Annotated in this window: 17 protein-coding genes and 1 pseudogene; 7 read left to right on the forward strand and 11 right to left on the reverse strand. The window is 69.1% G+C overall.

Features of this window, described 5'->3' with window-relative positions:
- Positions 1–85: 85 nt before the first annotated feature.
- From ABDW21_RS12495 to ABDW21_RS12510, 4 genes are read right to left on the reverse strand one after another with little or no spacing between them, the layout of a single operon-like run.
- Complete coding sequence (locus ABDW21_RS12495; protein ID WP_343601976.1) at positions 86–820, reverse strand: adenosylcobinamide-GDP ribazoletransferase; 735 nt, start codon at positions 818–820, stop codon at positions 86–88.
- Positions 817–1,860: a nicotinate-nucleotide--dimethylbenzimidazole phosphoribosyltransferase gene (gene cobT / locus ABDW21_RS12500; protein ID WP_343601974.1), complete on the reverse strand. Its 1,044-nt coding sequence runs from the start codon at positions 1,858–1,860 to the stop codon at positions 817–819. The genes ABDW21_RS12495 and cobT overlap by 4 nt, the downstream gene beginning before the upstream one ends.
- Positions 1,860–2,387, reverse strand: a complete 528-nt coding sequence (locus ABDW21_RS12505; protein ID WP_343601973.1) for a bifunctional adenosylcobinamide kinase/adenosylcobinamide-phosphate guanylyltransferase — start codon at positions 2,385–2,387, stop codon at positions 1,860–1,862. The genes cobT and ABDW21_RS12505 overlap by 1 nt, the downstream gene beginning before the upstream one ends.
- A gap of 16 nt (positions 2,388–2,403) precedes the next feature.
- The gene (locus tag ABDW21_RS12510; protein WP_343601991.1) at positions 2,404–3,033 is read right to left on the reverse strand and encodes a DUF3043 domain-containing protein; all 630 of its coding nucleotides are present in this window, start codon (positions 3,031–3,033) and stop codon (positions 2,404–2,406) included.
- Between the two features lie 111 nt (positions 3,034–3,144).
- Between ABDW21_RS12510 and ABDW21_RS12515 the strand changes: the two genes are divergently transcribed.
- Both ABDW21_RS12515 and ABDW21_RS12520 read left to right on the forward strand, forming a co-directional pair.
- On the forward strand, positions 3,145–4,269 hold the full coding sequence (locus ABDW21_RS12515) for a glycerate kinase (RefSeq protein ID WP_343601972.1): 1,125 nt from the start codon (positions 3,145–3,147) through the stop codon (positions 4,267–4,269).
- A gap of 68 nt (positions 4,270–4,337) precedes the next feature.
- The gene (locus ABDW21_RS12520) at positions 4,338–4,694 is read left to right on the forward strand and encodes an iron-sulfur cluster assembly accessory protein (protein WP_343601971.1); all 357 of its coding nucleotides are present in this window, start codon (positions 4,338–4,340) and stop codon (positions 4,692–4,694) included.
- A gap of 43 nt (positions 4,695–4,737) precedes the next feature.
- Here the strand turns inward: ABDW21_RS12520 and ABDW21_RS12525 are convergent, their stop codons facing one another.
- Positions 4,738–5,400, reverse strand: coding sequence for a hypothetical protein (locus tag ABDW21_RS12525; protein WP_343710497.1), 663 nt, complete (start codon positions 5,398–5,400; stop codon positions 4,738–4,740).
- A 132-nt stretch (positions 5,401–5,532) separates the two neighbouring features.
- Between ABDW21_RS12525 and ABDW21_RS12530 the strand changes: the two genes are divergently transcribed.
- Complete coding sequence (locus ABDW21_RS12530; RefSeq protein ID WP_343602296.1) at positions 5,533–6,507, forward strand: carbohydrate kinase family protein; 975 nt, start codon at positions 5,533–5,535, stop codon at positions 6,505–6,507.
- A gap of 1 nt (position 6,508) precedes the next feature.
- Here the strand turns inward: ABDW21_RS12530 and asnB are convergent, their stop codons facing one another.
- Positions 6,509–8,449, reverse strand: coding sequence for an asparagine synthase (glutamine-hydrolyzing) (gene asnB / locus ABDW21_RS12535; protein ID WP_343602292.1), 1,941 nt, complete (start codon positions 8,447–8,449; stop codon positions 6,509–6,511).
- 160 nt (positions 8,450–8,609) lie between these two features.
- On the opposite strand from asnB, the gene ABDW21_RS12540 reads away from it, so the two are divergent.
- The 4 genes from ABDW21_RS12540 (at position 8,610) to ABDW21_RS12555 (ending at position 11,817) form a co-directional block, all read left to right on the forward strand.
- Positions 8,610–9,674: a cytochrome c oxidase subunit II gene (locus tag ABDW21_RS12540; protein WP_343602290.1), complete on the forward strand. Its 1,065-nt coding sequence runs from the start codon at positions 8,610–8,612 to the stop codon at positions 9,672–9,674.
- Between the two features lie 6 nt (positions 9,675–9,680).
- Positions 9,681–10,100 carry a cytochrome c oxidase subunit 4 gene (locus ABDW21_RS12545; RefSeq protein ID WP_343602289.1) on the forward strand — a complete coding sequence of 140 codons (420 nt, stop codon included), beginning with the start codon at positions 9,681–9,683 and terminating at the stop codon, positions 10,098–10,100.
- A gap of 194 nt (positions 10,101–10,294) precedes the next feature.
- A complete protein-coding gene (locus ABDW21_RS12550; protein WP_343602287.1) occupies positions 10,295–11,185 on the forward strand; it encodes an MmpS family transport accessory protein in 891 nt (296 codons plus the stop codon).
- The gene (locus ABDW21_RS12555; protein ID WP_343602285.1) at positions 11,185–11,817 is read left to right on the forward strand and encodes a DUF2561 family protein; all 633 of its coding nucleotides are present in this window, start codon (positions 11,185–11,187) and stop codon (positions 11,815–11,817) included. The genes ABDW21_RS12550 and ABDW21_RS12555 overlap by 1 nt, the downstream gene beginning before the upstream one ends.
- 35 nt (positions 11,818–11,852) lie before the next feature.
- On the opposite strand, the gene ABDW21_RS12560 is transcribed toward ABDW21_RS12555, so the two are convergent.
- From ABDW21_RS12560 to ABDW21_RS12580, 5 genes and pseudogenes are all read right to left on the reverse strand, one after another.
- Positions 11,853–13,517 carry a cytochrome bc complex cytochrome b subunit gene (locus ABDW21_RS12560; protein ID WP_343602284.1) on the reverse strand — a complete coding sequence of 555 codons (1,665 nt, stop codon included), beginning with the start codon at positions 13,515–13,517 and terminating at the stop codon, positions 11,853–11,855.
- A complete protein-coding gene (locus tag ABDW21_RS12565; protein ID WP_343602282.1) occupies positions 13,514–14,707 on the reverse strand; it encodes a ubiquinol-cytochrome c reductase iron-sulfur subunit in 1,194 nt (397 codons plus the stop codon). Before ABDW21_RS12565 ends, ABDW21_RS12560 begins: the two co-directional genes overlap by 4 nt.
- A complete protein-coding gene (locus ABDW21_RS12570) occupies positions 14,704–15,546 on the reverse strand; it encodes a cytochrome c (RefSeq protein ID WP_343602280.1) in 843 nt (280 codons plus the stop codon). Before ABDW21_RS12570 ends, ABDW21_RS12565 begins: the two co-directional genes overlap by 4 nt.
- A 30-nt stretch (positions 15,547–15,576) precedes the next feature.
- Positions 15,577–16,188: a heme-copper oxidase subunit III gene (locus ABDW21_RS12575; protein ID WP_343602278.1), complete on the reverse strand. Its 612-nt coding sequence runs from the start codon at positions 16,186–16,188 to the stop codon at positions 15,577–15,579.
- Positions 16,189–16,279: 91 nt separating this feature from the next.
- Positions 16,280–16,381 (reverse strand): annotated as a pseudogene (locus tag ABDW21_RS12580) (hypothetical protein); the annotation flags it as partial.

The following is a 16,381-nucleotide window of genomic DNA, read 5'->3' on the forward strand; positions in this document are numbered from 1 at the left end:
CAAGCCCCCCACGCGCTCACCATGCGTGAGGCACCAGCCATCTACTTCGCGCTCACTTTTACGTGAGGCACCTCGGTTTGACTAGTCACACCGGCGCCAGCGCGGCCAGCAGCACCGCGGTCACCGTCGTCGTCAGCTCGATCGCCGCACCCAGCACGTCGCCGGTGATGCCGCCGAACCGGCGCACGCAGTGCGCCACCAGCACGGCCGCGCAGCACAGCCCTACCAGCGCCGCCGCCGGCCCCTGCCACAGCCCCGGACCCGCCGCCACCGACGCGGCGAGCAGCGCCACGACCCAGCCGGCCACCGTCGTCGCCGGCTGGGTGCCGGCGACGGCGGTGGCCAGTATGCTGCCCTGCCCCGCGGGCACCGATCGACGGCAGGCCAGTACCGCCGCGACCCGCCCCCCGGTCACCGCGACGACGATCCCGGCCGGGCTCAGCATCGAAAACGCCAGTCCCTGCAGCGCAATGACCACGACGACGGCCGCCACCCCGAACGGCCCGGTCGACCCGTCGCGCATCACCTGCAATGCGCGAGCCGGCGGGCCAAAGCAGCCGAGCCCGTCGGCGGTGTCGGCGACGCCGTCGATGTGCAGGCCGCGGGTAGCCACCAGCAGGGCGGCCACCGCGAGCGGGCCGTCCAGCGGGTTGCCCGGGCCGAACGCCAGCCCGGCGGCCCACACCACGGCCGCGGCCAATCCGCCCAGCGCGGCGCCGACCACCGGCAGCGCGGCCATGGCGGCGCCGTCCAGCGCGCGGGAACTGCGTACAGGAAACACTGTTGCGAAAGCGAAAGCCGTTGCCAGCGAACGTATCACGGGGCAATCCGGTTGGACACACCGGCATCGTTGAAGCTGGCCATCGACGACAGCGCGGCCACCGCGGCCCGCAGCACCGGCAGCGCCAGGACGGCGCCGGTGCCCTCGCCCAGCCGCATCCGCAGCTCCAGGATCGGCTCTAAACCCAGTGCGGTGAGGGCTATTTGATGTGCGGGTTCGGTGCAGAGGTGACCCGCCTGCCACCACCGCCGCGCGCCGGGCGCCAACCGCTCGGCGACCAGCGCCGCGGCGGTCACCGCCAAGCCGTCCAGCACCAGGGGGGTGCGCCGAACCGCGGCCTGTGCGCAGAACCCGGCCATCGCCGCCACATCGGCTCCGCCGCAACAGCGCAGCAAACCGACCGGATCCGAGGACACCGGCCGGGCACGAAACAGCGCGTCGCGCACCGCCGCCGTCTTGCGCATCCAGCCGGCATCGTCGATGCCGCTCCCGCAGCCGACTATCGCCACCGGTTCGACATCCGCCAGTGCGGCCACTAAAACCGTTGCTGGGGTGGTATTTCCGATACCCATGTCACCGGCGATCAGCAGGTCTGCGCCCGCGTCGACCTCTTCGTCGGCGACGTGGCGGCCCGCCTCGATCGCGTCGGCGGTCTGCTGGTCGGTCAGTGCGTCCTGCACGCTGATGTCCCCGCTGCCCCGGCGCACCTTGTGGGCGCCGATCCGCCCGGACAGCGCGTCGGCGTCGACGGCCACATCCACCACCCGCACTGTCGCGCCGGCGATGTCGGCGAGCGCGTTGATCGCCGCGCCGCCGGCGTCGATGGTGGCGACCATCTGCGCGGTCACCTCCGGCGGGTAGGCCGACACGCCGCGCCGGGTCACGCCGTGGTCGCCGGCGAACACCACAACCCGGGCTCGTTCGAATTGCATTGGCGGACAGCGGCGTTGGCACTCCGACACCCACACGGCAAGATCTTCGAGGCGGCCCAGCGCGCCGGACGGCTTGGCCAGCGTGTCCAGGCGGGCGCGGGCGGCCGCGGCGGCATCGACGTCGGGGATCGGCACCCGGGTGAACATCAGCCGGCCTTGATCGGCAGCGGGTGGCCGGCCACCACCAGCACCACGCGGTCGCACACGGCTGCCAGCCGCTGGTTGAGCGTGCCCAGTTCGTCGGCGAACCGGCGTCCGGACTCGGTGGCCGGCACCACCGTCAGGCCGGCCTCCGGGCTGACCAGCACCAGCGGCGAGCCGAACGACGCCACCGCGGCCACCAGGTCGTCGACGTCGGCCGACACCGACCCGGCCGCCCAGCCGCGGTGGTCCAAGGCGGCGGTCAACCAGCCGCCCAGGTCGTCGACGAGGGTCGTCACGTCCGAAGACTGCCGCAATTGAGTTGCGATGTCGGCGGTTTCCACCGTCGACCAGTGCCCGGGCCGGCGGGCGCGGTGCTCGGCGACGCGTTGCGACCAGTGCCCGTCGGTGTCGGGGGCCGGGCCGGTCGCCAGGTAGCGCACTGTCTCACCGGGTGCCAGCGACTCGGCGACGGCTGTCTCGGCCCACTTCGACTTGCCGGACCTGATCCCGCCGAGCACCAGGGTTCGCACGGCCGGTCACTCCGTGTCAGAGCACATGGCTGCCGCGTTCGACCTGCGGCCGGGGTGCCCGCATGCGGCGCATTTGGGACGCTCGACCAGCGGCGTAAAGTCCTATTTTCCAACGGCTCTCGGTGTTCTGGGGGAACCGTTCGTCGGCGATCCGGGCGACTTTGCGGCCCAGGATGACCCCGTCGATGACCATCAGGACCATCAGCAGCATCATCGCCGGCGACATGTACAGCTGCAACTGCGGCACCGCGAACATCACGAACAGCAGGGTGAGTGCCGCGGGCATGAACAGCCCCAGCAGGTTGCGGCGCGAATCCACCACGTCGCGCACCAGCCGGCGCACCGGGCCCCGGTCGCGCGGCAGCAGGTACGCCTCGTCGCCGGCCATCATGCGGTCCCGGCGTTCGGCCATCTGGGCGCGACGCGCGGCACCGGCGGCCCGGCGTTCGGCCCGGCTGAGCTTGGGCCGCGCCATCGCTTTGCGGCGCGCGCGGGCCTCGCCCGCGGTCATGGGCGCCGGAGCGACCGGGCCCCGGCGTCTGTCGCTGCGCCGGGGAGTCGGTCGCCCCTTGGGCGCGGTCCTCTGCGACTCGCGAGAATCCCCGGGAGCCGACGGCGCTGGTGCGCCGGTGAGGCCCGCCGACAGCTCCGGGGCGGCAGCACCGCGGTCGCTTCTCTTCCGGCCCGGTAGCTTCACGCTGGCCAGGTTACTTCGCTTCCGGTGCGGGGCGCAGGCACCCGGTCCTAGGCTTGCGCCATGAGCGGCTCGGCAGCCGGTGTCGGCGCACCCGGCAACGCGCCGACGCCGGCCCTGCGAGTTCTGATCGCTCCGGACTGTTACGGCGATAGCCTGACCGCTGTGCAGGCCGCGGCGGCCATCGCGGCCGGCTGGAACCGGTCGCGTCCGCGCGACCAGTTCACCATCGCCCCGCAGTCCGACGGCGGACCCGGGTTCGTCGAGGTGTTGGCCGACCGGCTGGGCCAGCTGCGGCGGTCGCGGGTCGGCGGCCCGCTGGACGAGGAGGTCGAGGCAACATGGGTGCTGCACGCCGAGTCGGCGACCGCATACCTGGAAAGCGCGCAGACGTGCGGACTGGCGCTGCTGGGCGGCCCGCCCACCCCGCACACCGCGCTGGCGGCGCACAGCAGGGGAGTCGGACAGCTGATCGCCGCGGCCCAGCACGCCGGGGCGGTGCGGATCGTGGTCGGGTTGGGCGGTTCGGCCAGCACCGACGGCGGCCGCGGGCTGGTCGACGAACTCGGTGGCTTACAGGAGGGCCGGCGGCGGCTGGCGGAAACGGAGCTGATCGCCGCCTGCGACGTCGAGTACCCGCTGCTGGGGCCGTGGGGTGCGGCCCGGATATTCGGGCCGCAGAAGGGTGCGGATCCGGCGACCGTGGCCGCGCTGGAGCGCAACCTCGCGGGCTGGGCCGTCGAACTGGACGCCGCCGCCGGGCGGCCGGTGAGCGCCGAACCGGGCGCCGGGGCCGCCGGCGGGATCGGGGCCGCGCTGCTCGCGCTCGGCGGCCGGTGCGAATCGGGTGCGGCGATCATCGCCGAGCACACCGGCCTGGCCGGCGACATCGCGGCTGCCGACCTCGTCGTCACCGGCGAGGGCTGCTTTGACGACCAGTCCCTGCACGGGAAGGTGGTCGGTGCGCTGGCGGTCGCGGCGCGGTCGTGTCAGGTCCCGGTGCTGGTACTGGCCGGGCAGGTGGATCTCGACACGTCATCGCTGCGGTCGGCCGGCATTCTGGCGGCGTACGCCGTCGCCGACTTCGCCGGCTCGGTCCGGCTGGCCCTGGTCGACTCGGTAAACCAGCTGATGGGCCTGGCCACCGCGGCAGCGGCGCAGATCGGGAATGACGGCACGACGGGGTAGTCTTGGTCCTGCGAGCCGTCGATGCATGCTGGCTGATGTGGGCACGCAGGGAGCACAAGGGAGAAGCAATGACTGTTCAGGATGAGTCAGCTACCACGACGCACGGCGTGATCTTGACCGACACCGCCGCTGCCAAGGCGAAATCGCTGCTCGACCAAGAGGGACGCGACGACCTGGCGCTGCGTATCGCGGTCCAGCCCGGCGGGTGCGCAGGCCTGCGCTACAACCTGTTCTTCGACGACCGCACCCTCGACGGTGACCTGACGGCAGAGTTCGGCGGTGTGACGTTGACCGTCGACCGGATGAGCGCGCCGTATGTGCAGGGTGCGTCCATCGACTTCGTCGACACCATCGAGAAGCAGGGCTTCACCATCGACAACCCGAACGCCGGCGGCTCCTGCGCCTGCGGCGACTCCTTCAACTGACGGTTCAGTTCAACTGACGGTTCAGTCCAATTAACAGGGCAAGCTAGTAGGCGCCGGCAGTGCGTAGCACGTACGAGCAGACCAGCACCTGGTTGCGCTGAAACAGCAGCTGGGCGAGACCCTGCACCTGGTCGCGGGCGGGGCCGCCGGCGGCGGGTGTCACCCGCATGCTGAACAACACCTGGGCCTGGTAGGTCGACCAGTAGACGATCTTGTCGACGGAGGTCACGGTTGCCTCGGAAAACTGTTTACGGAAGGCGTCGCTGCTGAGCCTGGCAACCGCCTGGTCGGCGCGCCGGTCTCGCACCGCGTCGTAGATCCCGCACAGAGCGTTGCGGGCGATGGCCTCCCTGTCACCGCGCTCCAGCGCGTCCAGATAGCCCTGAATCGCGGCCCTGGCCGTGGCTGCGGTGAACGTGCCGGCGGAGCCGGGCCCGTTGCGATGCACCCCGTAGCCGATCGCGGCGGTCATCGCGACGACGATTGCGCCGGCTGCCAGCACCACCAGCACCAGCCGCCGCCGGGGACGGGTCGAGTACGGCACCGGCGGCGGCAGCGGCCCGGGGTAGTACCCCGGCCCGGGCGTTGCTCCGGCGGGCGGTCCCGAGGCAGCCGGCTGAGCGGGCAGCGGCTGGCTGGGATGAGGATCGGTGAACGGCGGCCCGCCGGCGCCGACACCGTGGTTCGGCGACGACGGAGCGGGCATTCGTGGTTCTCCTGCGGACTGCGGCGATTCTGTTGGCAGGCTAGCGTACGTCCGGGTGACCGAGGCGCAGCGAAGGGCGCCGGCGTGCGTAAGCTTGGCTAAACAATCTTAGGAATGAAGGGCGGTTTTGTCGTGACGATTGCGGTGACCGGTTCCATCGCCACCGACCATCTGATGCGGTTCCCGGGCCGGTTTTCCGAGCAGCTGCTCGCCGATCACCTGCACAAGGTTTCGCTGAGTTTCCTCGTCGACGACCTGGTGATCCACCGCGGCGGGGTGGCCGGAAACATCGCGTACGCGATCGGGGTGCTCGGCGGCGACGTGGCCCTGGTGGGTGCGGCCGGCGACGACTTCGGTGACTACCGGCAGTGGCTGCAGACGCACGGCGTCAACTGCGACAACGTGCTGATCTCCAGCACCGCGCACACCGCGCGGTTCGTCTGCACCACCGATCTGGAGATGGCGCAAATCGCGTCGTTCTACCCGGGGGCGATGTCACAGGCCCGGGACATCTCGCTGGCCGCGGTGGTCGAGCGCATCGGCACGCCGGAGCTGGTGATCGTCGGGGCCAACGACCCGGAAGCGATGTTCCTGCACACCGAGGAGTGCCGCAAGCTCGGCCTGGCCTTCGCGGCCGACCCCTCCCAGCAGCTGGCCCGGCTGACCGGCGAGGAGATCCGCAAGCTCATCGACGGCGCCGCGTACCTGTTCACCAACGACTACGAGTGGGACCTGCTGCTGTCCAAGACCGGCTGGACCGAGGACGACGTGCTGGCGCAGGTCGGGCTTCGGGTGACCACGCTGGGACCCAAGGGGGTGGACCTCGTCGACCCGGACGGCACCACCGTGCACGTCGATGTGGTGCCCGAGACCAGCCAGGTCGACCCGACCGGCGTGGGAGACGCGTTTCGGGCCGGGTTCTTGACCGGGCGCAGCGCGGGCCTGAGCCTGGAACGCGCGGCGCAGCTCGGGTCGCTGGTCGCGGTACTGGTGCTGGAGTCGACAGGCACCCAGGAATGGGACTGGGACCGCGAAACCGCAGTGCGCCGGCTGGCCGGCGCCTACGGCGACGCCGCGGCCGCCGAGATCGCCGGCGCGCTGGCCTGATTCACAACTGCACCGGGTAGTGCGGCTCGCCGATCCGCGGCGCCACGGAATGCTCGACGAAGATCGCGTGCCACAGCATGAAGATCAGCACGGTCCATAGTCTCCGGCTGTGATCGCTTGTGCCACAACGATGTTCGTCGAGCATCCGGCGCACGGCGGCGACGTCGACGAACTCGTCGGCCTGCGACGAGCCCACCGTCGCATAGGCCCACTCGGCCAGCTCGCCAGAGCGCAGCCAGTGCCGGATGGGAACCGGAAAGCCCAGCTTGGGCCGGTTCAGCACATGCGCCGGAACGACGGGCTCCAGTGCGCGGCGTAGCGCGTACTTGGTGGTGGTCCGGGTGATCTTGGCGCCCACCGGCAACCGGGATGCCACCGCGAACACCTCCGGATCCAGAAACGGCACCCGCAGCTCCAGCGAGTTGGCCATCGTCATCTTGTCGGCCTTGACCAGGATGTCGCCGCGCAGCCAGGTGAACAGGTCGATGTGCTGCATCCGCGCCACCGGGTCCCAGCCGGCCGATTGCGCGTACAGCGGCGCCGTGACGTCGGTGTGGGTCCACTCCGGCCGGAAACCCGGCAGCAGAGCCCGCAGCTGCTCGTCGGAGAAGCTGCGCGCGTTGCCGTAGTAGCGCTGCTCGAGCGTCAGCGACCCCCGGTGCAGCAGGCTCTTGCCGCGCAGGCCGTCCGGCAGCGGCCGCGACACCGCGCCCATCGAACGCCGCAGCGGTCCGGGCAGGTGGTCGAACGGCCGCAGCGACAACGGCTCGCGGTAGATCGTGTATCCGCCGAACAGCTCGTCGGCACCCTCGCCGGAGAGCACCACCTTGACGTGCTTGCGCGCCTCACGGGCGACGAAGAACAGCGGCACCAGCGCCGGGTCGGCCACCGGATCGTCGAGGTACCAGACGATCTCGGGCAGTGCGGCGACGAACTCGTCGGGGGCCACCACCTTGGTGACGTGCCGCGCGCCGATCGCCTCCGCTGAGGCCACGGCGACGTCGATCTCGGAGAAGCCCGCCCGCTCGAAACCGGTGGTGAAGGTGATCAGCCGCGGGTTGTGCCGGATCGCCAGGGCGGCGATCGCGGTGGAGTCGATGCCGCCGGACAGGAACGCGCCGACGGTGACGTCGGCGCGCATGTGCTTGGCCACCGAGTCCTCCAGCACGGCGGTGATCTCGTCGTAGCGGGCTTGCTCGGTGTCGCGGGTGATGGGGGTGGCGGCGAACCGGGGCGCGAAATAGCGGGTGACGTCCGGCCCGGAACCCGGGCGGATGCGGGCGTAGCAGCCGGATTCCAGGCGCCGCACCCCGCGGTGCATCGTCTCGGGTTCGGGTACGTACTGCAACACCGTGTAATGCTGCACGGCCCGGTGGTCGATGCCGGTGTCGAACCCGATCAGCTCGGCCAGCTCCAGCAGGCATTTCTTCTCGCTGGCGACCGCCGTACCGCCGGGACCGGTGGCCACGAACAGCGGCTTGATACCGAAAGGGTCACGCGCGCAAAATAATTCACGGTTAACCGTGTCCCACAGCCCGAACGCGAACATACCGCGCAACCGGGTCAGCGCGTCGGCGCCCCAGTAGTGGTAGGCCGCGATGATGGCCTCGCCGTCGCCGTCGGTGGCGAAAGCGGCGCCGTGCGCGGAGGTGAGTTCGGCGCGCAATTCCAGGTAGTTGTAGATCTCGCCGTTGAACACCAGCACATAGCGGTCCGGGGTGTCCGGCGGCCCCCAGCGCAGTGGTTGGTGCGAGTGGGCGATGTCGATGATCGACAGCCGGTTGAAGCCGAATACGACGGTCCCGTCCGGGGCGGCCCAGGTGCCGGGCTCGTCCGGCCCGCGGTGGCGCATCAGGTGCGACGCCTCGGCGATGGCGCCGGCAGCGCCGGGACCGGGCGGATCGCGGTCGACGGCGCCCACGAAGGCCAGCAATCCGCACATCCGTGTGAGTATGCCGCAGGGCGGCAGCGCCACGGCTACGCCGCAGGGCGGCCGATATCCGCGGGCGCATGACATCGGGTGGTCTACGCTGCGTAGTATTCGACGTGTGGGCCGGCCAATGCGCGCACTCGGTCCAGCTGGTGGCAGAGGAGGCGCTGACGTGACACTCCGCGGGCTCGACCGTCCCCCCATCCGTTCGACCGCGTGTCGTCGGGTTCGGCTGCTCGCGCTGGCCGGCACGCTGGGCGTGCTGGCGCTCACCCTGAGCGGCTGCAGCTGGTCGGAAGCACTGGGCCTGGGCTGGCCGCGAGGCATCACCCCGGAGGCCGACGCCAACCGCCAGCTGTGGGTCGGCGCGGTGATCGCGTCGCTGACGGTCGGTGTGATCGTGTGGGGCCTCATATTCTGGACCGCGTCGTTCCATCGCAGGAAGGCCACCGACACCGAGCTGCCGCGCCAGTTCGGCTATAACATGCCGCTGGAACTGGTGCTCACCGTCACACCGTTCCTGATCGTCTCGGTGCTGTTCTACTTCACCGTGGTCGTGCAGGAGAAGGTGCTGCACCTGGCGTCCGACCCCGAGGTCGTCATCGACGTCACGGCGTTCCAGTGGAACTGGAAGTTCGGATACCAGAAGGTCGATTTCAAAGATGGCACGCTGACATACGACGGCGCCGACCCGGCGCGCAAAGCGGCCATGGTCTCCAAGCCGGAAGGCAAGGACAAGCACGGCGAGGAACTAATCGGCCCGAACCACGGGCTCAACAGGTCCGACCGCACCTACCTGAATTTCGACAAGGTCGAAACCCTGGGCACCACCGACGAAATTCCGGTCCTCGTGCTGCCCGAGGGCAAACGGATCGAGTTCGTGCTGGCCTCAGCCGACGTGGTGCACTCGTTCTGGGTGCCGGAATTCTTGTTCAAGCGCGACGTGATTCCCGACCCGCAGGCCAACAACTCGGTGAACCGGTTCCAGGTCGCTGAGATCACCAGGACCGGGGCGTTCGTGGGGCACTGCGCCGAGATGTGCGGCACCTACCACTCGATGATGAACTTCGAGGTCCGGGTGGTGGAGCCCAACGACTTCAAGGCTTACCTCCAGCAGCGCATCGCCGGCAGGACCAATGCCCAGGCCCTGCAGGCGATCAACCAGTCGCCGGTTGCGGTAACCACTCACCCGTTCGAATCCCGTCGCGGGCAGCAGGCGCCCCAGGCGAGCAAGTAGGCACCCATGCACATCGAAGCCAGGCTGTTCGAGTTCGTATCCACGTTCTTCGTCGTCATCGCGGTGCTCTACGGCCTGCTCACGGCGATGTTTGCCACCGGCGGTATCGAGTGGGCGGGCACCACCGCGCTGGCGTTGACCGGCGGTATGGCGCTCATCGTCGCGACGTTCTTCCGGTTTGTGGCCCGTCGGCTCGATACCCGCCCCGAGGACTACGAGGGTGCCGAAATCAGCGACGGAGCCGGGGAATTGGGCTTCTTCAGTCCGCACAGCTGGTGGCCGATCCTGGTCGCGCTGTCCGCGGCGGTGGCCGCCGTGGGTATCGGGCTGTGGCTGCCGTGGTTGATCGTCGCGGGCGTGGCGCTCATTATCGGTGCGGCCGCGGGCTTGGTCTTCGAGTACTACGTCGGCCCAGAGAAACACTGACCGGGGCCGGCTCGACCGTCGGCAAGGTCACAATCGGGGCATCAGTTGGTAGCTCACGAGGTCGCTGACAATGTGGCGTCCGCGCCGCTTGGGTAGGGTTGCTAGGCACAATGAGGGACGACGGAGCGCGCCTGGTCCGCTGCAGACGCGGAGGCAGCGTGCGCTGCCGATGGAGTCGAACAGGATAGGCGAGGATGAGCGGGCCGAATCCCCCGGGGCCGGGATCTGACGACCTGGGACCTGACGGTGACATCGGCACGGGCGACGTCGACCTCGGTGACGGCCCGATAGCGCAGGAGCCCGTCGGGTCGGACCGGGCCGGCGACGCCGGCTTCTCCGCGCAGGCCTACTCCGCGCCCGAGTCCGAGCACGTCTCCAGCGGCCCGTATGTGCCTGCCGACCTCGACCTGTACGACTACGACAGCTACGACACGCCCGTCGACGACGAAGCGGGCCCGCCGCGCTGGCCGTGGGTGGTGGGCATTGCCGCGATCGTCGCGGCGGTCGCCCTGGTGGTTTCGGTGTCGCTGCTGTTCGCACGCACGGACACCAACAGGCTGGCCACGCCCGGCACCGCGCCCACCTCCACGTCGCCGATCCAGGACGAGATCATCGTCACCACTCCGCCGCCGGCACCGCCGCCGCCGCCGACCAGCGAGATCCCGCCACCGCCACCGCCGCCGACCAGCGAGGCCCCGCCGCCACCGGCGCCGCCGCCGACCAGCGAGGCCCCACCACCGCCGCCTGCGCCGGCACCAGCGCCGGAGCCGCCGACCACGACAGCGGCCGCGCCGCCCGCCACCACGCCGGCCGGTCCGAAGCAGGTCACCTACTCGGTGACCGGCACGAAAGCCCCGTTCGACCAGATCACGATCACCTACATCGACGCGTCGGGGCAGCGGCGGGTGCAGCGCAATGCCTACATCCCGTGGTCGCTCACCCTCACGCCGATCTCGCAGTCCGAGGTCGGTTCGCTGGAGGCGTCCAGCTTGCTGCGGCTGAGCAAGCTGAACTGCTCGATCACCTCCAGCGACGGCACCGTGCTGTCGTCGAACGAGAACAACGCACCTCAGACGAGCTGCTGATGGCAGACAGACATCTTTTGCGCCGGCTCGGGTGGCCCGCGGTGTCGCCGGCCACCGGGGATCGCATCCTGGTCGGGCTGTGTGCCGCGGTGTGGCTGGCGCTCGTGGGCGCCGGCGTTGCCGCCGTCGTCGCACTGGCGGACCTGGGCCGGGGTTTCCACGCGTCGACGCCGAACCGGCACACCTCGTCGGTGCTCTACGCAGTCATCATCGTGTCTGCGCTCATCATCCTCGCGGCGATTCCGGTGCTGCTGGGTGCCCGGCGCACGCTCGAGCCCGCGCGATCGCCGGGCATGCCGACGGCGGTTGCTCCGGCGCAGCCGATCAGGCCGGGGCACCTGCCGCCGACCGGGTTTCAGCGGGCCCCCACCGGGAGGGCGGCGACGTCGGGAGCCGGGGAAGCGTCGGCCGGCGCCGCCGTGGACCGGATTTGGCTGCGCGGCACCGTGACACTGATCGCCACCATGGGGCTTGCCTTGGTCGCCGTTGCGACGGCGACCTACCTGATGGCCGTCGGCCATGATCGTGCCTCGTGGACCGGTTACGGGATTGCCGGGCTCATCACCCTCGTCATGCCCCTGCTGCTGTGGCGACACCTGCGCCAGCTTCGTCGAACGCTCGCCTCGCCGTGACGAGCGCTGCGCCCCGAGAGGACCGAGATTCGCGTTTAGTGCTGGCCGTTGGTCGAGCCGTTGCTGCTGTCCTGGCGTTCCCGCAGCGCGGTGAGGGCACGCTGCTCGCCGGCATGCGCCGCTTCGCGAAGCGCCGCGTCCTCTGACACCGGGTCGGCGGACAGCAAGCTGCCGGAGCCGGGCGACCCGGCCGAGCCCAGCTTGTTCATCTTCTTGGGTACGGGGGTGCCCTGGTATTCCAGCGGCATCGGATGCCCGTGCTCGTCGACGGGGCCGAGCGGCTGGTGCAGTTCGATGTAGGCGCCGTGCGGCAACCGCTTGATGATCCCGGTTTCGACGCCGTGCTCCAGCACCTCGCGGTCGCTGCGCTGCAGCCCGATACACCACCGATAGGTGACGAAGTAGACGATCGGCGGCACCACCACCATGCCGATCCGCCCGATCCAGGTCGTCGCGTTGAGCGAGATGTGGAACTTGTAGGCGATGATGTCGTTCATCGCCGAGAGCGTCAGCACCATGTAGAACCCGATCGCCATCGCACCGATCGCCGTGCGCACCGGCACGTCACGTGGCCGCTGCAGCAGGTTGTGGTGTGCGTAGTCGCCGCTGAACCGCTTCTCCAGGAACGGGTAGATGATCAGCAGGATGAAAACCAGGCCCATGATCAGCGCAACCCAGACCGGGGAGGGAATCGTGTGATGCCCGGGGTAGAACTCCCACGCCGGCCAGATGCGGGCCAGGCCCTCGGTCCACATCATGTAGAAGTCCGGCTGTGAGCCCGCCGAGACATGGGACGGCTTGTAGGGTCCCATGTTCCAGATCGGGTTGATCTGCAGCAGACCACCCATCAGACCGAGAATTGCGGTGGTCAGCGCGAAGAACGCACCGGACTTCACGGCGAACACCGGCATCACCCGCACGCCGACGACGTTGTGCTCGGTGCGCCCGGGTCCGGGGAACTGGGTGTGCTTCTGGAACCACACCATCGCCAGGTGCGCCCCGATGAGCGCCAGAATGATGCCCGGTAGCAGCAGGATGTGCAGCGAGTACATGCGGGGCACGATGTAGCCCGCCGTGTCGCAGGTGTATCCCACACCGCCGCAGGGGAAGTCGCCGCCGAACAGCGCCCAGTGCAGCCAGGTCCCGATCACCGGCATGCCCAGCGTGATCGACGACAGCGCTGCGCGCACCCCGATGCCCGACAGCAGGTCGTCGGGCAGCGAATAGCCGAAGAAGCCCTCGAACATGGCCAGAATCAGCAGGATCGAGCCGATCACCCAGTTGGCCTCGCGGGGACGGCGGAACGCCCCGGTGAAGAAGATGCGCGCCAGGTGCACCATGATCGCGGCCGCGAACAACAGCGCCGCCCAGTGGTGGACCTGGCGGACGAACAACCCACCGCGCACCTCGAAGGAGATGTCGAGCGCCGATTGATAGGCCTTCGACATTTCCACGCCGCGCAGGGGTTGGTAGACGCCGTTGTAGGTGACCTCGTTCATCGACGGATCGAAGAACAGGGTCAGATACACGCCGGTGAGCAGTAGCACGACGAAGCTGTACAGCGCGATCTCGCCGAGCAGGAACGACCAGTGCGTCGGGAAGACCTTGTTGAGCTGGCGCCGCACCGCCGCCGACGGGTGATAGCGGGCGTCGACGTCGTTGGCTTGACGGGCCAGGATCTCGCTGACGTTGGGTCTCATGATGTGCGCTCCCAAAATGCCGGTCCGACAGACTCGATGAAGTTGCCATTGGCGACGAGGTACCCGGCGCTGTCGATGGTAATCGGCAGCTGCGCCAACGCCCGCGCCGCTGGACCGAAAATCGGTTTGGCGTAGACCAGCGCGTCGAATTGCGACTGGTGGCACGGGCATAGGATGCGGTAGGTCTGCTGCTCGAAAAGCGATGGCGGGCAGCCCAGGTGCGAGCAGACCTTGGTGTAGGCGAACAGGTCGCCGTAGTTGAAGCTCTCCTGGCCCTTGCGCTTGACCACGCGGTGCATGTCGGCGGGGCGGATGCGGATGAGCATCACCGGGTTGCGGACGCCCTGCATGATTTCCCGGTGCTTCTCGCGCGATTCCGCGGTGGTGCCGTCCCCGTCGGACTCCCGCCACGGGAACACCGTTTCCATGCCGCCGGCGTCGATGTCTTGCGGGCGCATCTTGATGAACGGGGCTCCCGCCTGCGATCCGGTGGCGCGCGCCAAAAAGATCGTTTCGCCTGGGTAGCGCGGTGTCCACCCCGACGTCCACAGCACGGCCGTCTTGCCCTTGGAGGTCTGCACCACCGGTTTCCACGGGTTCTTGATCAGGCCGCCGATGAACGCCACCAGGGTTGCGAGCCCGAATGCGCCCAAGCCGAGGCCCAGCGACGCGCCGATCAGTTTGCGGCGCCGGATCGTCGAGGTTTCGAACGCATCGGTCAGGTTGGCGGCCACCGTCTTGCGGTCGATTTCCGCCGAGCCGGAGCCACCGCCGTCGTGGCGGTCCTGGATCGAAATCTCTTCGGGGATGAACTTTTTCTGGAACATCACCGCGCCGACCCCGATACACAGAACCGACATCCCGAATGTCAGGCCGTACAGCGGAGTGGTCAGCGAGTAGAGAAACCCCCCGGGGCTACCGGTGGGCTTGTACTCCCAGGGCCAGAACAGGAATACCAACAGCAACGCCAACCCGAAAAACCCGCCCAGCGACAACCAGAGTGCGACGTGTCGCTCGGAGCGTTTCTCGGCTCTGGTCCCGGTGACCGGCCACCGCGGCTCCCGGTAGACGGTGTCGACGCCGTCGAGCCGGCCGCCCAGCGCGACCAGTTCCTCGCGCGACATCGCGTCCAGTTCGGCGCTGCGGGGCTGGCCCGCGGCGGCGGCGCCGTCTTTGGTTTGCTCGCTCATGATCGCGCCCCGATCCACAATGCCGCGCCGATAACGGCGACCATTCCGATGATGAAAATCGCCATGCCCTCCGACGTGGGCCCGAACCCACCCAGCCCGTAGCCACCCGGCTGGTGTGCCTCGGACACGTTTCTGACGTAGGCGATGATGTCCTTCTTGGCCTCGAACGACAGCTGGCGGTCGGAGAACTTCGGCATGTTCTGCGGCCCGGTCAGCATCGCGGTGAGGATCTGCTGCTCGTCGGCGCCCGCCAGGTCGGGCGCGTACTTGCCCGACGACAGCGCCCCGCCCTTCCCGGTGAAGTTGTGGCACGACGAACAGTTGAGCCGGAACAGGTCCCCGCCACGGCCAATGTCGGTGCCCAGCAGGGATTTCTGGGCGATGCTGCCGTCGGGGTTGCGCACCACGGTGGGGCCCCCGCCGTTGGCCTGCACATATGCACCCAGCGCGTCGATCTGGGCGGGGTCGAAGATCGGAGGCTTCTGGGGCAGTTGAGCCTCGCCGCTCATGGCGGGCATCCGGCCGGTGGACACCTGGAAGTACACGGCGGCCTCGCCAACACCGATCAGGCTCGGGCCGCGACCGCCGACGCCCTGCAGGTTGACGCCGTGACAAGTCACGCAGGCGGTGTCGTACAACTGCTTGCCGTTGCGCAGCAGCGCCGATGACGACTCGTCGGCGACAGCGCGCTGCGGGGTCGGGGTCAACACGGCGGCCAGCCCGCCCGCCGCCGTCAGGGCCACCAGCAGCAGCAAGCCCGTCGACAGCCGCCGGCGCAGCCGCCGTCGGGATGTCGCGCTTGCGGGGCCGCCCGATCCCGTCAATCTCAGTGTTCTCAACCGAGCACTCCTGTTCGTCGGCCGGGCCAGCTACCGGATGAAGTAGATGGTGGCAAAGAGGGCGATCCAGACGATGTCGACGAAGTGCCAGTAGTAGGACACGACGATCGACGCAGTCGCCTGCGCCGGGGTGAACTTGCTCATGGTGGTGCGGGTCAGCAGGAAGATGAAGGCGATCAGCCCGCCGGTGACGTGCAGGCCGTGAAAGCCGGTGGTCAGATAGAACACGCTGCCGTAGGCGCTGCCCGGGATGGTGGTGCCGTGGGTGCTCAGGTGGTAGTACTCGTAGCCCTGGCCGAGGATGAAGAACAGGCCCATCAAGAACGTTGCTACGTACCAGCGTCGCAGCCCGAACACGTCGCCGCGTTCGGCGGCGAACACTCCCATCTGGCAGGTGAACGACGAGGCGATCAGCACCAGCGTGACCGGAACGGCTTGGTAGAGGTTCAACTCCGTCGGTGGCGGCGGCCAGTTGCCGCCGGCCTGAGACCGCGCCGTGAAGTACATAGCGAATAGACCAGCAAAGAACATCAGTTCGCTGGAAAGCCACACTATGGTGCCGACACTGACCATGTTGGGCCGGTTGAGCGAATGTACGCGCGCCGTGATAGCAGTTCCCGGAGTCCCTACAGCACTCGTCACACTAGTAAGTATGACGCTTTGTAGTTGTCGCGCACCACCCGGGGGTGGGGCAATTTTCGCGGGCGCCCGGCTGCGCCGGGCTTGCGACCGGCGGGGTTGTGCGATGGCGGCCCGCTGCGCCCGGCTGCGCCGGGCTTGCGACCGGCGGGGTTGTGCGATGGCGGCCCGCTGCGCCCGGCTGCGCCGGGCTTGC

Origin of the sequence: Mycobacterium sp., from assembly GCF_039583805.1 — a bacterium.
In the GTDB taxonomy this organism is placed as follows: Bacteria; Actinomycetota; Actinomycetes; order Mycobacteriales; family Mycobacteriaceae; genus Mycobacterium.

What these genes read in the sequence shown, in the direction of transcription:
- cobT (WP_343601974.1), bottom strand. Translation starts at nt 1,860, where the DNA reads ATGTTCACCCGGGTGCCGATCCCCGACGTCGATGCCGCCGCGGCCGCC.
- ABDW21_RS12515 (WP_343601972.1), top strand. Translation starts at nt 3,145, where the DNA reads ATGAGCGGCTCGGCAGCCGGTGTCGGCGCACCCGGCAACGCGCCGACG.
- ABDW21_RS12520 (WP_343601971.1), top strand. Translation starts at nt 4,338, where the DNA reads ATGACTGTTCAGGATGAGTCAGCTACCACGACGCACGGCGTGATCTTG.
- ABDW21_RS12525 (WP_343710497.1), bottom strand. Translation starts at nt 5,400, where the DNA reads ATGCCCGCTCCGTCGTCGCCGAACCACGGTGTCGGCGCCGGCGGGCCG.
- asnB (WP_343602292.1), bottom strand. Translation starts at nt 8,449, where the DNA reads ATGTGCGGATTGCTGGCCTTCGTGGGCGCCGTCGACCGCGATCCGCCC.
- ABDW21_RS12545 (WP_343602289.1), top strand. Translation starts at nt 9,681, where the DNA reads ATGCACATCGAAGCCAGGCTGTTCGAGTTCGTATCCACGTTCTTCGTC.
- ABDW21_RS12550 (WP_343602287.1), top strand. Translation starts at nt 10,295, where the DNA reads ATGAGCGGGCCGAATCCCCCGGGGCCGGGATCTGACGACCTGGGACCT.
- ABDW21_RS12555 (WP_343602285.1), top strand. Translation starts at nt 11,185, where the DNA reads ATGGCAGACAGACATCTTTTGCGCCGGCTCGGGTGGCCCGCGGTGTCG.
- ABDW21_RS12560 (WP_343602284.1), bottom strand. Translation starts at nt 13,517, where the DNA reads ATGAGACCCAACGTCAGCGAGATCCTGGCCCGTCAAGCCAACGACGTC.
- ABDW21_RS12565 (WP_343602282.1), bottom strand. Translation starts at nt 14,707, where the DNA reads ATGAGCGAGCAAACCAAAGACGGCGCCGCCGCCGCGGGCCAGCCCCGC.